The 15,399-nt window shown below is 61.8% G+C and carries 15 protein-coding genes; 10 read left to right on the top strand and 5 right to left on the bottom strand.

Annotated elements, in window-relative coordinates; translation table 11 throughout:
* Positions 1-87: 87 nt before the first annotated feature.
* Both WIN67_RS23385 and WIN67_RS23380 read left to right on the top strand, forming a co-directional pair.
* The gene (locus tag WIN67_RS23385) at positions 88-1,437 is read left to right on the top strand and encodes a carbohydrate porin (RefSeq protein ID WP_339070095.1); all 1,350 of its coding nucleotides are present in this window, start codon (positions 88-90) and stop codon (positions 1,435-1,437) included.
* 130 nt (positions 1,438-1,567) lie between these two features.
* Positions 1,568-2,422 carry a D-hexose-6-phosphate mutarotase gene (locus WIN67_RS23380; protein ID WP_253128355.1) on the top strand — a complete coding sequence of 285 codons (855 nt, stop codon included), beginning with the start codon at positions 1,568-1,570 and terminating at the stop codon, positions 2,420-2,422.
* Positions 2,423-2,435: 13 nt separating this feature from the next.
* Here the strand turns inward: WIN67_RS23380 and WIN67_RS23375 are convergent, their stop codons facing one another.
* Positions 2,436-3,296 (bottom strand): MurR/RpiR family transcriptional regulator, encoded by an 861-nt coding sequence (locus WIN67_RS23375; RefSeq protein WP_170001736.1) that lies wholly within the window; start codon positions 3,294-3,296, stop codon positions 2,436-2,438.
* Between the two features lie 226 nt (positions 3,297-3,522).
* Between WIN67_RS23375 and zwf the strand changes: the two genes are divergently transcribed.
* Genes zwf through WIN67_RS23360 form a run of 3 tightly spaced genes read left to right on the top strand, consistent with a single transcriptional unit; the run spans position 3,523 to position 6,375 of the window.
* Positions 3,523-4,992, top strand: coding sequence for a glucose-6-phosphate dehydrogenase (gene zwf / locus WIN67_RS23370; protein WP_016963039.1), 1,470 nt, complete (start codon positions 3,523-3,525; stop codon positions 4,990-4,992).
* On the top strand, positions 4,979-5,692 hold the full coding sequence (pgl, locus tag WIN67_RS23365; protein WP_267268781.1) for a 6-phosphogluconolactonase: 714 nt from the start codon (positions 4,979-4,981) through the stop codon (positions 5,690-5,692). The genes zwf and pgl overlap by 14 nt, the downstream gene beginning before the upstream one ends.
* Positions 5,693-5,709: 17 nt before the next feature.
* A complete protein-coding gene (locus WIN67_RS23360; RefSeq protein ID WP_273906824.1) occupies positions 5,710-6,375 on the top strand; it encodes a bifunctional 4-hydroxy-2-oxoglutarate aldolase/2-dehydro-3-deoxy-phosphogluconate aldolase in 666 nt (221 codons plus the stop codon).
* 114 nt (positions 6,376-6,489) lie between these two features.
* On the opposite strand, the gene WIN67_RS23355 is transcribed toward WIN67_RS23360, so the two are convergent.
* Both WIN67_RS23355 and WIN67_RS23350 read right to left on the bottom strand, forming a co-directional pair.
* Entirely contained in the window at positions 6,490-7,680 is a 1,191-nt protein-coding gene (locus WIN67_RS23355; protein ID WP_339070094.1) for an aminotransferase class V-fold PLP-dependent enzyme, read from the bottom strand.
* 13 nt (positions 7,681-7,693) lie between these two features.
* Positions 7,694-7,930 (bottom strand): DUF3820 family protein, encoded by a 237-nt coding sequence (locus WIN67_RS23350; protein WP_025126856.1) that lies wholly within the window; start codon positions 7,928-7,930, stop codon positions 7,694-7,696.
* 229 nt (positions 7,931-8,159) lie between these two features.
* Here WIN67_RS23350 and WIN67_RS23345 point away from each other — a divergent pair, with 229 nt between their 5' ends.
* From WIN67_RS23345 to WIN67_RS23330, 4 genes are all read left to right on the top strand, one after another.
* Positions 8,160-8,627, top strand: a complete 468-nt coding sequence (locus tag WIN67_RS23345; RefSeq protein WP_102860610.1) for a ferritin-like domain-containing protein — start codon at positions 8,160-8,162, stop codon at positions 8,625-8,627.
* A 156-nt stretch (positions 8,628-8,783) separates the two neighbouring features.
* Positions 8,784-10,772 carry an FUSC family protein gene (locus WIN67_RS23340; protein ID WP_339070093.1) on the top strand — a complete coding sequence of 663 codons (1,989 nt, stop codon included), beginning with the start codon at positions 8,784-8,786 and terminating at the stop codon, positions 10,770-10,772.
* Positions 10,759-10,965: a DUF1656 domain-containing protein gene (locus tag WIN67_RS23335; protein WP_102860611.1), complete on the top strand. Its 207-nt coding sequence runs from the start codon at positions 10,759-10,761 to the stop codon at positions 10,963-10,965. Before WIN67_RS23340 ends, WIN67_RS23335 begins: the two co-directional genes overlap by 14 nt.
* 10 nt (positions 10,966-10,975) lie before the next feature.
* On the top strand, positions 10,976-11,842 hold the full coding sequence (locus WIN67_RS23330; protein ID WP_102880649.1) for an HlyD family secretion protein: 867 nt from the start codon (positions 10,976-10,978) through the stop codon (positions 11,840-11,842).
* An 81-nt stretch (positions 11,843-11,923) separates the two neighbouring features.
* Here WIN67_RS23330 and WIN67_RS23325 read toward each other — a convergent pair whose 3' ends face one another.
* Positions 11,924-12,394 (bottom strand): MaoC family dehydratase, encoded by a 471-nt coding sequence (locus WIN67_RS23325; RefSeq protein WP_011062855.1) that lies wholly within the window; start codon positions 12,392-12,394, stop codon positions 11,924-11,926.
* A 50-nt stretch (positions 12,395-12,444) separates the two neighbouring features.
* Positions 12,445-13,389, bottom strand: a complete 945-nt coding sequence (locus WIN67_RS23320) for an alpha/beta hydrolase (protein WP_110594823.1) — start codon at positions 13,387-13,389, stop codon at positions 12,445-12,447.
* A gap of 213 nt (positions 13,390-13,602) precedes the next feature.
* Between WIN67_RS23320 and fadD2 the strand changes: the two genes are divergently transcribed.
* The gene (fadD2, locus tag WIN67_RS23315; RefSeq protein WP_339070092.1) at positions 13,603-15,291 is read left to right on the top strand and encodes a long-chain-fatty-acid--CoA ligase FadD2; all 1,689 of its coding nucleotides are present in this window, start codon (positions 13,603-13,605) and stop codon (positions 15,289-15,291) included.
* Positions 15,292-15,399: the final 108 nt, after the last annotated feature.

Genomic DNA, 15,399 nt, shown 5'->3' with positions numbered 1-15,399 from the left:
TCCGTGGCGGATGGCCTGTCATCCGTCGCACCCGCTGTAAACCGCGTTGGATAAATCGTTAATAACAATAAAGACGAGGATGTAGGGATGAAAAAGCAACACAGCAATACCCGGCTGCTTTGCCAGTTGTCAGCGGCTGCGGCATTGGTCCTGTCCGCCAATGCCATGGCGGACGAGGCGTTCAGCGCCGACTCCAAGTGGATGACTGGCGACTGGGGTGGTGAGCGTACCAAGCTGATCGAGCAGGGGATCGACATCAAGGCCGACTACGTCGGGGAAATGGGCGCCAACCTGCATGGCGGCTACAACGACGACAAGACCGGGCGCTACAGCGATCAGTTCGGTCTCGGCGTGGCCTTCGATCTGCAGAAGCTGCTGGGCTGGGACAATACCCAGGCCAAGATTCAGCTGACCAACCGTAACGGCCAGAACATTTCCAACGATCGCATCGGCGACCCGCGTGCCGGCACCCTGAGTTCTTCCCAGGAGGTGTACGGTCGTGGCCATATGGTGCGTCTGACCCAGCTGTGGATTCAGCACCAGTTCCTCGACGGCAAGCTGGACGTCAAGGCCGGTTACTTCGGCGAAGGCGAAGACTTCAACACCTTCCCCTGCGAGTTCCAGAACCTGGCCTTCTGCGGCTCCCAGGTGGGCAACTGGGCCACCGGCATCTGGTACAACTGGCCGGTCAGCCAGGCGGCGCTGCGGGTCAAATACCACATCACCCCCGAGCTGTATGCGCAGATCGGCGCCTACAACCAGAACCCGTCGCAGCTGGAACACGGCAACGGCTTCAAGCTCAGCGGCAGCGGCACCAAGGGCACGGTATTGCCGGTGGAACTGGTCTGGTCGCCCAAGCTCAATAGCCTGCCGGGCGAGTACCGCGTGGGTTACTACAAGAGCACGGCCGATGCCAATGATGTGCGCAAGGACGTCAACGGTCTGGACGCCGCGGACACGGGCGATGCCTATCGCGTGCACAACAGCAAGCACGGCTACTGGTTCGTCGCTCAACAGCAGCTCACCACCCACAACGGTGATGCTTCCCGTGGTCTGAACATCGCCGCCAACGCCACCTTCCATGACAAGGACACCAACGTCGTCGACAACTACCAGTCGTTGATGTTCGTCTACAAGGGCCCGTTCGATGCGCGTCCGAAAGATGACGTGGGCATCGGTTTTGCGCGGATCCACGTCAACGACGATGTGCGCAAGAACGCCCAGCTGATCAACGAGGACAACGGCATCAGCAACTACGACAATGCGCTGTACATGCCGCTGCGCGACACCGAATACAACTACGAGATCAACTACGGTTTCCACGTGACCAACTGGCTGACCGTGCGCCCCAACCTGCAATACATCACCCATCCGGGCGGAGTGGATGAGGTGGATAACGCGTTGGTGGCCGGGCTGAAAATTCAGTCGGTGTTCTAGAGCTGTTGCGATAAGCTCCTCCTCCATGTGCGCATTTTGCGGATGGCCTGTGCCGTCCGCTTTTTTTTGTGGGGTAGGCGCAGCCCCCTTATGAATATCGAGACAGCAGTGATTTTCAGGACCGCGGCCCATGCATGAGCATCCGCTACAACGCTTTTTCAAATCCCTGCGCGAACGCCCGGTGTTCGCCTGGGAGCGCTATCAGATGCGCGATGTGCTGGTGATCGATCACCCGCTGTGCCAGGCAGTGTTCAGTCGCCAGGGCGCCCAGTTGCTGCACTTCCAGCCGGCCGGGCAGAAACCCTGGCTGTGGTGCGCCTCGAAGTGGCCGCAAGTGGGGGCGATCCGTGGCGGGGTGCCGGTGTGCTGGCCCTGGTACGGTCGCCATCCCAGCGAAAATGCCTGGCCGTCCCACGGTTGGGCGCGGCTGCTGGACTGGAAACTGCTGGACAGCAGTAGCGACGAGGACGGCGTGCGCCTGCACTGGCAATTGCAGTTGTGCGACTGGAAGGTCGACCTGCACGCGCACCTGGGCCAGAGCATGGACCTGCGCCTGAGCACCGAGCACCAAGACAGTGAACCCTGCCAGTTGAGCCAGGCTTTGCACGCCTACTGGCGTATTGGCGACGTCGGCGAGGTAGCGCTGTCTGGGCTTGATGGCGCCCAGGGTTACGACCAGTTGAATCGCCAGGTTTGTCAGCAGCAGGGCGAGTTGCGGGTCGAAGGCGGTTGCCAGCGGGTGTTCCAGCATGAAGGCGAATTGCAGCTCAAGGATCACGCCTGGCAGCGCGAACTGTGCATCGATACCGGTGACGACGCCGACACCGTGGTCTGGCATCCGGGCACCCGGCCGCTGCTGGGGGTGAGCTGGAATGAGGTGTCGCGGTTTGTCTGCGTCGAAGCGGCTGTCGGGGGCACCGACAGCCTGTGCCTGGCGCCGGGGGAGCAGGCGCACCTGAGCTTGCAGGCGCGGGCTGCGGGGTAGGTGCCGGCTGGCCTCAGTTGAACTCGTCGCCCACCGGGTAGCGGCTGGCGTTGAGGCTTTCCTTGATCTTGCGCAGGTGCGGCTGGAAGTCCACGCCACGGCGCAGGGTCATGCCGGTGGCCAGCACGTCGAGCACGGTGAGCTGGATGATCCGCGAGGTCATCGGCATGTAGATGTCGGTGTCTTCCGGCAGCGGGATGTTCAGGCTCAGGGTACTGGCCTTGGCCAGGGGCGAGTTTTCCGCGGTCAGCCCCAGCACCGAGGCACCGTTTTCCCGGGCAATGCGTGCCACTTCCACCAGTTCGCGGGTGCGGCCGGTGTAGGAAATGATCACGAACAACTCGCCGGTGTGGGCCACCGAGGCGATCATGCGCTGCATCAGCACGTCGGCGTGGGCGGTGACGGCCAGGTTGAAGCGGAAAAACTTGTGCAGCGCATCCATGGCCACCGGGGCCGAGGCACCGAGGCCGAAGAAGTGGATCTGCCGCGCCTGGATCAACAGGTCGACGGCCTTGCTGATCAGGTTCGGGTCCAGGGCCTGGCAGGCGCTGTCCAGGGAAGCGATGGCGCTGCCGAAGATCTTTTGCGTGTAGGCTTCGGGGTTGTCGTCGGCCTCCACCGCGCGGCTGACGTAGGCCGCGCCGCTGGCCAGGCTCTGGGCCAGTTGCAGCTTGAGTTCCGGGTAGCCGCTGACGCCGAAGGAGCGGCAGAAGCGATTGACCGTCGGCTCGCTGACCGAGGCGGCCTGGGCCAGGGCGGCGATGCTGAAGCGAGTCGCCTGCTGCGGGTTGAGCAGGATGACTTCGGCGACTTTACGTTCCGCTTTGTTCAGTTCTTCAAGGCGGTTCTGGATCTGCTCCAGAAGATTTCGCACTCGGTCCATTAAAGTTTCCTAGATCGGCTAGACAGGCGCCGCGGCAGAGCCGCGACAAGCGCCCGCAATGCGAAGTTGAGAGGAGGCCTATCCTACTGATGGCTCGGAACGACCACCACCTGGAATCTGTATTTTGTAAAAATGTTGTGTTTATTACTACATTTTTCCTTGAGTGATGCCTTGAAAAAAGGTATTTGTAGCTTAACTTGATAAAAGAACAAACATCATGCCTTCGATTACGGTTGAACCCTGCACCTTTGCCTTGTTCGGCGCGCTGGGCGATCTGGCGCTGCGTAAGCTGTTTCCTGCCTTGTACCAACTCGATGCCGCCGGTCTGTTGCACGACGATACGCGGATCCTGGCCCTGGCCCGTGAGCCGGGCAGCGAGCAGGAGCACCTGGCGAACATCGAAACCGAGCTGCGCAAGTACGTCGGCGACAAGGACATCGATGCCGAAGTTCTCAAGACCTTCCTGGCCCGCCTGAGCTACCTGCATGTGGATTTCCTGAAGGCCGAGGACTACGTGGCCCTGGCCGAGCGCGCCGGCAGCGAACAGCGGCTGATCGCCTATTTCGCCACTCCGGCCGCGGTGTATGGCGCGATCTGCGAGAACCTGTCGAAGGTCGGGCTCAACCAGCACACCCGCGTGGTCCTGGAAAAACCCATCGGTTCGGACCTGGATTCCTCGCGCAAGGTCAACGACGCGGTGGCCCAGTTCTTCCCGGAAAACCGCATCTACCGGATCGACCATTACCTGGGCAAGGAGACGGTGCAGAACCTGATCGCCCTGCGTTTCGCCAACAGCCTGTTCGAAACCCAGTGGAACCAGAACTATATCTCCCACGTGGAAATCACCGTGGCCGAGAAGGTCGGCATCGAAGGCCGCTGGGGTTACTTCGACAAGGCCGGCCAGCTGCGGGACATGATCCAGAACCACTTGCTGCAACTGCTGTGCCTAATCGCCATGGACCCGCCGGCCGACCTGTCCGCCGACAGCATCCGTGACGAGAAGGTCAAGGTGCTCAAGGCCCTGGCGCCCATCAGCCCGGAAGGCCTGACCACCCAGGTGGTGCGCGGCCAGTACATTGCCGGTCACAGCGAGGGCCAATCGGTTCCGGGTTACCTGGAAGAAGAAAACTCCAACACCCAGAGCGACACCGAAACCTTCGTCGCCCTGCGTGCCGATATCCGCAACTGGCGTTGGGCCGGGGTGCCGTTCTACCTGCGTACCGGCAAGCGCATGCCGCAGAAACTGTCGCAGATCGTCATCCACTTCAAAGAGCCGTCGCACTATATCTTCGCCCCCGAGCAGCGCCTGCAGATCAGCAACAAGCTGATCATTCGCCTGCAGCCGGATGAAGGCATCTCGTTGCGGGTGATGACCAAGGAACAAGGCCTGGACAAGGGCATGCAGCTACGCAGCGGTCCGTTGCAGCTGAATTTTTCCGATACCTATCGCAGTGCACGGATTCCCGATGCCTACGAGCGGTTGTTGCTGGAAGTGATGCGCGGCAATCAGAACCTGTTTGTCCGCAAAGATGAAATCGAAGCCGCGTGGAAGTGGTGTGACCAGTTGATCGCCGGCTGGAAAAAGTCCGGTGATGCGCCCAAGCCGTATGCGGCCGGGTCCTGGGGGCCGATGAGCTCTATTGCACTGATCACGCGGGACGGGAGGTCTTGGTATGGCGATATCTGATTTGCAACTGCCGGCGGGTGTAGCGGCCCACGAATTTCGCAGCCCGACCCTGTTGGCTGAGGGGCAGGCGCTGAGAGTGGCCGAGTTGCTGCGCGAGGCCATTGCCGCCCGCGGCAACGCGACCCTGGTGGTGTCCGGTGGCCGTAGCCCGGTGGCGTTTTTCCAGGCCCTGGTGAAGCAGGAACTGGATTGGTCCAAGGTGCTGATTACCCTGGCGGACGAGCGTTGGGTGCCGGTGGAACATGCCGACAGCAATGCCGGTCTGCTCAAGCGCTATCTGCTCCAGGGGCCGGTGGCCAAGGCCAGCTTTCTCAGCCTCTACAGCGCGGCGGCCAACCTGGAAGAAGCGGCCCAGCAGGCCGATCGTCTGTTGTCCGAGTTGCCGGGAATTGATGTGCTGGTGCTGGGCATGGGCGATGACGGTCATACCGCCTCGCTGTTCCCCAACAGCCCGAACCTGGCCGAGGCGCTTCGAGTCGATGGCAGCCGTCGCTGCTGGCCAATGCTGGCGCCGACTGTGCCCCATCAGCGCCTGAGCATGAGCCGGGCCTTACTGGCCTCGGCCCGCCATCAGCTGTTGTCGATTTCCGGTCAGTCCAAGCTGACCACCCTGAGTGCCGCACTGGCCGGTGACGCTGTTGCCGAAATGCCGATTCGCGCCTTCCTGCAAACCCCGTTAGAGATTTACTGGTGCCCATGAGCCAAGGATCAGCCGCTATGACAAACCTACCCCCGACCGTTTCCATGGCGGACAAAGTTGCCCTGATCGACAGCCTCTGTGCCAAGGCGCGGATTCTGCCGGTGATCACCATCGCCCGTGAGCAGGATGTGCTGCCACTGGCAGACGCCCTGGCGGCAGGTGGCCTGACGGCCCTGGAAGTGACCCTGCGTTCGCAGTTCGGCCTCAAGGCCATCCAGATCCTGCGCGAGCAGCGCCCGGAACTGGTGACCGGTGCCGGCACCGTGCTTGATCCGCACATGCTCACCGCGGCGGAAGCGGCAGGCTCGCAGTTCATCGTCACCCCGGGTATCACCCGTGACTTGTTGCAGGCCAGTGTCGCCAGTCCGATCCCGCTGTTGCCGGGGATCAGCAATGCTTCCGGGATCATGGAGGGTTATGCCCTGGGTTATCGTCGCTTCAAGCTGTTCCCGGCTGAAGTCAGCGGTGGCGTGGCGGCGATCAAGGCCCTGGGCGGTCCGTTCGGTGAGGTGAAATTCTGCCCGACTGGCGGCGTTGGCCCGGCCAATATCAAGAGCTACATGGCGTTGAAGAATGTGATGTGCGTGGGCGGTAGCTGGATGCTCGATCCCGAGTGGATCAAGAACGGCGACTGGGCGCGGATTCAAGAGTGCACGGCCGAGGCCCTGTCTCTGCTGGACTGAAATTTTTACCTGATTCGTTGGTGTGTTCTACGGCTTTACGGTGCGCTTGGTCGGTGCACCGTTTTTTTTTGCCTGGAGAAAAAGCCTCGCCCCTCGCTTGAAGAGAGGGAGGCGTCACTGGTTGGCCAATTCGCCAAGGGCCCCGATCAAGCACTGGATGTGCTCCAGAGGCGTCACCAGCCCCGGGGTGATGCGGATGCAGGGGCCAAAACCGGCGCCGGTGCGGGTTACGGCGAACAGGTTGTAGTCGCGCAGCAGACGCTCCACCAGGGCTTGCTGATCGGCGTGGCGGGTAAAGCGCAGGGCGCTGATGGCGCAGCACAGGCGCGGGTCTTTCGGGGTCAGGATTTCGATCCCTGGCGTCTCGCGCACGGCTTCGGTCCAGGTCGCGCGCAGGTAGTTCAGGCGTGCGCCCTTGGCCGCCGAACCGCCCATGGCTCGATGCTCCTCGAACACCAGGGGCAAGGTCATCAGTGCCGGGATGTTCGGTGTGCTGTAGGGCGTTCGGGCCCTGATGTCGTCGGTGGGGAAGTGGAACTCGCCCATGTCCGGGTCGATATCTTCCAGGCGTTCCGGGTGGATATAGATAAAGCCCAGGCTCAGCGGCGCGCCGATCCATTTGTGCAGGTTGAAACCAGCGAAGTCGATCCCCAGCTGGGGCAGGTCGAACTCGATCTGGCCCAGGGCGTGGGCGCCGTCGAGAATGATGTCGACTTGGTGTTCCCGGGCGGCGGCGGCAATGGCCTGGACTGGCATGACCAGTCCGCTGCGATGGGTGACATAGGTCAGCGGCATCAGCTTGAGTCGCGGGTAACGCTCGAACGCGCTTGTATAGGTGTCGACCAGGCTGTCAAAACTGGCAGGGTGCTGGTGTTCGATTTCTATCACCTCCACACCCCGGTGACGGGCCAGCCAGCGCATCGCGCTTTTCACCGTGTCGTACTCCAGGTCGCTGAGCAGCACCTGGTCGCCAGGTTGCAGGCGGTTGTAGTTGCGGATCAAGGATTGCAGGGCGTCGGAAGCACAGCGAGTCAGGGCCACGGCATTCTCCGGGGCCTCCAGCAGTGCTGCCAACTGGCCACGGATCTGCAGGGCCTCGATCTGTTCGAAGCGCTGGCGCACATGCACCGAGTTACTGCGGTTCACCCACTGGATATTGTGTTGGTACTCCTCGGCCACCTTGCGCGTCATGCGCCCGAAATAGCCGTTCTCCAGATTGATCGGCCCAGGATCGATGTCGAACTGCCGGGCGATTGCACGCCAATGGTCTTCGTCATGGGCAAGGGGTGCTGCAGTCCTTGGCATGGTGGGCTCTTTTTCAGTGACGGGGCTTGGGTTTGCCGTGTTTGGCGCGCAGCGGGTCGAGCAGATCGGACAGGCCGTTGTGATCGATCTCCTGCATCAGGGCCAGCAGGCCGCCGAGCTCGCCCTTGGGAAAGCCCTCGCGGGCGAACCAATTCAGGTAGGGGCCGGGCAGGTCGGCCAGGATGCGGCCCTTGTACTTGCCGAAGGGCATTTCCCGGGTGATCAGCAGTTCAAGTGTCTCGGGGGTCATGGCGCAACTTTCGTGTGATTCGAACGCCATGGAAAATACAGGCATTCTGCATGCAGGCCAAATGACAGATCATGCAAATAACGCGGATACAGATTTTCAGTTAAAAGATAACTTATTGAAAATTAAGCAAAAAATATAAATTCAAAGTCTGGCATGGCGGGTGCAACGGTTAATTCAGCAGTTAACTCAGCAGTTGACTCAACTCTCCCAACCCGCAAGGAACCAGAAAATGACTGACTTGAATAAAGAAGCAATTTCGGTGCTCAACAGCCTGATCGAGACCAGCAAGGATGGTCAGGAAGGGTTCAAGACCTGTGCAGAAGACATCAAGCACCCAGAACTCAAGGCGCTGTTCATCAAGCGCTCCACCGATTGCGCTACCGCCGCCGCCGAACTGCAGTCCGTGGTGCGCTCCATGGGTGGCGAACCGGAAACCTCCACCAGCGTCAGTGGCGATCTGCACCGTCGTTGGGTCGACCTCAAGTCACTGGTGACCGGCAAGGATGAGGAATCGGTGCTCAACGAGGCCGAGCGTGGCGAAGACCATGCCTTGAAGTCCTACAAGGAGGCGCTGGATAAAATCAGCAAGCACAACCTGGTGGGTATTCGTGATGTGGTAGAGCGCCAGTACCACGGCGTGCAACGCAATCACGATCAGGTCAAAGCCTTGCGCAACCAGGCCCGTGCCCGTTCGTAACGGTTAAAATCTGTCAAAAACGCCAGCCAGTCTGGCGTTTTTTTATGCCTGTGATTTAGTGCTGGACGGGAATTAGTTAGCTAGCTAATAATTAGCTCGCGCCCACTCGTGGCGATCCCGACTATGGTTATTCAGTCCTTCCGAGAGTCCTTGTTCGTGCCCATTACCTTGCAGGCCTTGCTTGCTCCCAGCCTTTCTGCCGTGCAGTTCGCGATCAAGACGCTGCTGGGTGGCGGCCTGGCGCTGTGGCTGGCGTTGCGTTGGGGCCTGGAGCAGCCGGCCTGGGCCCTGATGACCGCGTTCATCGTCGCTCAGCCGTTGTCCGGAATGGTTCTGCAAAAGGGGCTGGCCCGGCTGCTGGGGACCTTGGTTGGCACCCTTATGTCGGTGCTGTTCATGGGCCTGTTCGCCCAGACGCCCTGGTTGTTCCTGCTGGCCCTGGCCCTGTGGCTGGGGTTGTGCACCGCCAGTTCCACGCTGCTGCGCAGTGCCTGGTCCTATTCCTTCGTGCTGGCGGGCTACACCGTGGCGATCATCGCCTTGCCCGCCATCAGTCACCCGTTGACCGTGTTCGATCAGGCCGTGGCCCGTTGCACGGAAATCTCCCTGGGGATCATCTGCGCCACTGCCAGCAGTGCCCTGATCTGGCCGATGCGGGTAGAGCGGCAATTGGCGGATCAGGCCCGCAGCGCCTGGCACAGTGGCATGCAGGCGGCCCGCGCCACCCTGGCCGGCGATGCCCTGGCGCGCAAGGGCCTGCTGGAAATTCTCGGGCGCATCGTCGCCGTGGACTCTCAGCGCGAACACGCCTGGTTCGAGGGTCCATCGGGGCGCCAGCGGGCCCGGGCCATCAGTGGCCTGAGCCAGAAGCTGCTGATGCTGTTGCGGATCTCCCGTTCGGTACGGCGCCAGTGGAAACAGCTGGACGCCGACGAAGCCCGGCAACTGCAGCCCTGGATGGATCGGGTTCAGGAAGCCCTGGCGGTGGCCGACAAGGCTGGTCTGCAAGCGCTGCGTCCGCGCCTGCAGGAAGCGTCCCATGAGCTTCAGATCAGTCCGGCGCAGAGCTTTTGCCTGGCGCGTTTTGCGTTGTTGCTGGATACCGCCCTGGCGGCAACCCAGGCCCTGGACGCGGTGCAGGAGGGGCGGGCGCCGGTGGAGCAACCGGCAAACCTGACTCCCCATCGTGATCTGTCGCTGGCCCTGGTATTCGGTGCCCGCAGTGCCTTGGCGTTCCTCACGGTAGCCAGCTTCTGGCTGGCCACTGCCTGGCCTGCTGCCTCCGGGGCCATGCTCCTGACGTGTGTGGTCTGCAGCCTGTTCGCCAGCCGTGAGAACGGCGCGCAGATTGGCATGAGCTTCATGCGCGGAATCTTCCTGGCGATTCCGGCGGCGTTCCTGGTGGGGCAGATCCTCCTGCCTCAATGGAGCGGTTTTGCGATGTTGGCCATGGCCATGGGCGTGCCGCTGTTCTTCGGCGCCCTGGGCATGGCCAAGCCACAGATAGGCGCCACTGCCACTTCGTTCTGCCTGCATTTCATCGTGTTGATTTCGCCGATGAACCGCATGAGTTTCGATGTCGCCAGCTTCTTCAACAACGCCCAGGCCATGGTGCTGGGGGTGGGCGCCGCGGTACTGGCCTTCCATCTGCTGATTCTGCGTAACCCGGCCTGGCATGGCCGGCGCCTGCTGGCGGCGACCCTGAGTGATCTGGTGCGTTTGACCCGACGCAACCTGCGGGGCGCGGAAAGCTGGTTCGGCGGGCGCATGGCCGATCGCCTGCTGCAACTGGCCCGGCATTATCCGGAGCTGCCGGAGCAGGCCCGCAGTCGCTGGGACGATGGCCTGTTGGGCCTGGACGTCGGCGATGAACTGATGCACCTGCGCCTGAGCCTGGCGGTGGCCCAGGTGCCGGTGAGTGCGGCGCAGCGCGAGTATTTCGAGCAGTTGCAACGCATCCTTGAACAGGGCCCGGCCAGTCATCGCCAGGAAGCCCTGGTGGCGCCCAGTGCGGCCTTGCTTGACGCTTTGGACCAGCAGCCACCCAGTGACGCGTTGAAACTGGCCAAGGGGGCGGTGCTGCAATTGCAAAACAGCTGGCGCAGTTGGTGCCGGCAGCAGGAGGACAGTCATGGGGCTGCGTGAGTGGTCGTTGGGCGGGGTGCTGCTCAGCCCGTTTCTGATTTACGTGGTGCTGGCGCTGGTGGTCACCGGCGTGCTGCGAGTGCTGGTACGGGTCACCGGATTGGGGCGCTGGATCTGGCATGAAGCCCTGTTCGATTGTGCCCTGTACGTCTGTGTATTGACGGTGATCACTGTGGTCCTGGGACCTTTATAAGGAGTTGATTATGCGTACACCCGTACGTGTCGTATTTACCCTGTGCCTGGTGGCGGTGGCGATCTTCGCCGGTTATCACCTGTGGCAGTACTACATGCTGACGCCCTGGACCCGGGACGCGCGGATTCGCGCCGACGTGGTGATCGTGGCCCCGGACGTATCCGGCTGGGTACGCGAGCTCAAGGTGGCGGACAACCAGCCCGTGAAGGCCGGAGACTTGTTGCTGAGCATCGACCGCGACCGGTTCGAGGCGGCCCTGGAAAAGGCCCAGGCCGTGGTTCAGACCCGTCAGCAGCAATTGAGTCTGCGCGAGCACGAGGCCAGTCGCCGTGCGGCCCTGGGTCCCCAGGCCATCAGTGCCGAGCTGCGCGAGAACGCCCAGATCAATGCCGGCATAGCCCGGGGCGAACTGCGTCAGGCCCAGGCCGAGGCCAAGGTCGCGGAGCTCAACCTGGCCCGCAGTCAGGTGCGCGCGCCCCGTAACGGGCATATCACCAACCTGCGCCTGGCCGAGGGCAACTACGTCAATGCCGGGCAGCCAGTGATGGCGCTGATCGATGATTCGACGTTCTACGTCCAGGCTTATTTCGAGGAAACCAAGCTGCCGCGAATTCAGGTCGGCGACCGGGTTAAGGTCTGGCTGATGAGTGCCGGCGATGCCCTGCCGGGCCATGTGCAAAGCGTCAGCCGGGGGATCACCGACCGCAATGCCACCCCTGACGGGCAATTGCTGGCGGAGGTGGAGCCGACCTTCAACTGGGTTCGTCTGGCCCAGCGGATTCCGGTGCGGATCAAGCTGGACAAGGTGCCTGAAGGCATCAACCTGAGCGCCGGCATGACCGCCAGCGTGCAGGTCGAGGAGGGCAGTGGACGGTAGGAGACGGCTTGCTGGCGCAAGCCATGACGAGCAAAGCCTTCGCCGACAAGCCGGCTCCTGGAGGACTACGTGGGGCGCGGTTTAGCCAATGGTGATGGCCGGCAGGGTCGGCAGGGTCACGGTCTGTTGCTTGCGTGGGGCGAGAATCTCGGCTTCGCCGTCCACCACCAGCTCGTCGCGCTGGTTGAATACGCGAGTGGCGATGCGGACGCGGAATTTCGGCAGTTTTTCGAGGATTTCCAGGCGTACGGTCAGGGTGTCGCCAATCTTCACCGGCTTCTGGAAGCTCATCTGCTGGCCGATGTAGATGGTGCCCGGCCCAGGCAATTCGCAGGCCACGGCGGCGCTGATCAGGGCGCCGCTGAACATGCCGTGGGCAATGCGCTCCTTGAACATGGTGGCGGCGGCGAACTCGGGATCCAGGTGCACCGGGTTGTGATCGCCGGACATGGCGGCGAACAGCTGGATGTCACGCTCCTCGACGGTCTTGCTGTACTGGGCGGTCTGACCGACTTCCAGGGCTTCGTAAGGGGTGTTGGTAACCTGGGTCATGTTGCTGAAATCCTCTGACAGGTAAATGAGCGCACTGACCGCGCCGTCGCTTACTCCGACCGTGGAGGCCGGCGGTGTTGCAGCGCTTGGTCCAGCCAGGCCAGTACGTCGTGGGTCACTTGATCACGGTTGCTTTCGTTGAACAGCTCATGACGTGCCTGCGGGTAGATATTGAGTTGCAGGCACTGGCTGCCGGCCTCGCGCAATGCGTTGGCCAGATCCTTGAGACGCTTGCCATCGCTCACCGGATCACATTCTCCGCCCATGACCAACAACGGCAGGCCGGGATCGATCTGCGCCAGGTTGGAAATCTTGCTGATTTGCTGCAGGCCACCGAGCAGGTCGATCCACAGCTGGTTGGTGCAGCGATAGCCACACAGCGGGTCATTCACGTACTTGTCGACTTCGGCCGGGTCGCGGCTGAGCCAGTCGAAGGCAGTGCGATTGGGCTTGAAGGCCTTGTTGAAGGAGCCGAACGACAGCCACTCGATCAGTGCGCTGCGTCCCTGGCCGCCCTGGCGCCAGCGTTCGAACCGCGCGATCAGGCTGGCGGCGCGGTACAGGGCCACTGGCTGGAAGTTCGAGCCGCTGAGAATCGCCCCGTGGAGGCTGGCGCTGTGATGTTGCAGGTAGGCCTGGGCGATGTAGCTGCCCATGCTGTGGCCCAACAGCACGATGGGCGTGCCTGGGTGTTGCTGGCCGATGTGCTGGTTGAGGCTGGCCAGGTCGCCGACGACCTTGTTCCAGCCACCCTGGTCTGCATAGTGACCGAGGACCCCGTGTTCCGCGCTTTTACCGTGGCCGCGTTGATCCGGGGCATAGATTCCATAACCCTCGGCGCACAGGGCCTCGGCCAGGCGAGCATAACGCCCGCTGTGCTCGGCCATGCCGTGGGACAGCAGGATGAGTGCCTTGAGCGGGCGCTCGGGCAGCCACAGGTTGACGAAGAGGCGTTGGTGATCACTCGTGGTCAACCAGAACGTGTCGTGGGTCATGGCGATTCCTTTGCACGAAGACGCTGCACTTTATAGCGTATCGCCGCGTGTGCGTCTGATGCGCACGCCTGTTGGAAGCAAGATTCATAAAATTAATGACACACTTGCGCATATTTGCCTGATTCACCATAGCTGCTAACGTCCGAGGAGCCCCGCCGCTGACAGCGTTACAGAGGCGGTCCGGACCGTTCAGGTAATGAGAGGACAAGAATAATGCAACCTGATTTCTGGAATGATAAGCGCCCCGCCGGCGTCCCTAACGAGATTGACCTGGGGGCCTTCAAGTCGGTGATCGAGGTGTTTGAGCGTTCCTGCAAGAAATTTGCTGATCGCCCGGCCTTCAGCAATATGGGGGTGACCCTCACCTACGCCGAGCTGGAACGCTACAGCGCGGCCTTTGCCGGTTATCTGCAAAGCCATACCGATCTGGTTCCGGGGGATCGTATTGCGGTGCAGATGCCCAACGTTTTGCAGTACCCGATCGCGGTCTTCGGTGCGCTGCGGGCCGGTCTGGTGGTGGTCAACACCAATCCGCTGTACACCGCCAGGGAGATGCGTCATCAGTTCAAGGACTCAGGAGCCCGGGCCCTGGTCTACCTGAATGTCTTCGGGCAGAAGGTCCAGGAAGTTTTAGGGGATACCGATATCCAGTTCCTGATCGAGGCCAAGATGGGCGACCTGATGCCCACCGCCAAGGGCTGGTTGGTCAACCTGGTGGTGGACAAGGTCAAGAAGATGGTCCCGGCCTATCACCTGCCCCAGGCCATTTCCTTCAAGAGTGCCCTGCGCCTGGGGCGTGGCCAGGGGATCAAGCCGCTGCAGGTGGGGCTCGATGATGTTGCCGTGTTGCAGTACACCGGCGGTACCACCGGCCTGGCCAAGGGCGCGATGCTGACCCACGGCAACCTGGTGGCCAACATGCAGCAAGCCCGGGCCTGCCTCGGCCAGCACGGGCCCGACGGTCATAGCCAGTGGCGTGAAGGGCAGGAAGTGATGATCGCGCCGCTGCCGCTGTACCACATCTATGCCTTCACCGCGAACTGCATGTGCATGATGGTCACGGGCAACCACAACGTGCTGATCAGCAATCCGCGGGATATCGGCGCCTTTATCAAGGAACTGAAGAACTGGCGTTTTTCCGCCTTGCTGGGGCTCAACACGCTGTTCGTGGCCCTGATGGATCACCCGGAATTCAAGAACCTGGATTTTTCCAACCTCAAGCTGACCAACTCCGGGGGCACGGCCTTGGTCAAGGCCACGGCTGAGCGCTGGCAGAAACTCACCGGCTGCCGGATCACCGAAGGTTATGGCCTGACCGAAACCTCGCCGGTGGCCTGCACCAACCCTTATGGCGACCGCTCGCGGTTGGGTACGGTTGGTCTGCCAGTGCCGGGCACCACCTTGAAGGTCATCGATGACCAGGGCACCGAGCTGCCGCTGGGCGAGCGTGGCGAGCTGTGCATCAAGGGACCACAGATCATGAAGGGCTACTGGAACAAGCCGGAAGCCACGGCCGAAGTGCTGGATGCCGAGGGTTGGTTCAAGTCCGGCGATATTGCAGTGATCGATCCCGATGGTTTCGTGCGCATCGTTGATCGTAAGAAGGACATGATCATCGTCTCGGGTTTCAACGTTTACCCCAACGAGATCGAAGATGTGGTCATGGCTCACCCCAAGGTCGCCAACTGCGCGGTGATCGGGGTGCCGGACGAGCGTTCCGGCGAGGCGGTGAAGCTGTTTGTGGTGGCTCGTGAGGCGGGGGTCAGCCTTGAAGAGCTCAAGGCCTACTGCAAGGAGAATTTCACGGGGTACAAAGTGCCCAAGCACATCGTGCTGCGTGAGTCTCTGCCGATGACGCCTGTGGGCAAGATCCTGCGTCGCGAGCTGCGCGACATCGCCTGATCCCTGGCTTTTTCCATCGCGGGCAAGCCTGTTGGCTCAACGGGCTTGCCCGCGATGCATTCTGGGGGCGCAAAGCCCCGTGCCAGAGCGGAATTCAAGGTTGTAGAA

Origin of the sequence: Pseudomonas idahonensis (assembly GCF_037903935.1) — a bacterium.
Taxonomy (GTDB): Bacteria; Pseudomonadota; Gammaproteobacteria; order Pseudomonadales; family Pseudomonadaceae; genus Aquipseudomonas; species Aquipseudomonas danubii.
The sequence above is the reverse complement of the archived record's forward strand: the minus strand, read 5'-3'. Positions and strand labels throughout refer to the sequence as shown.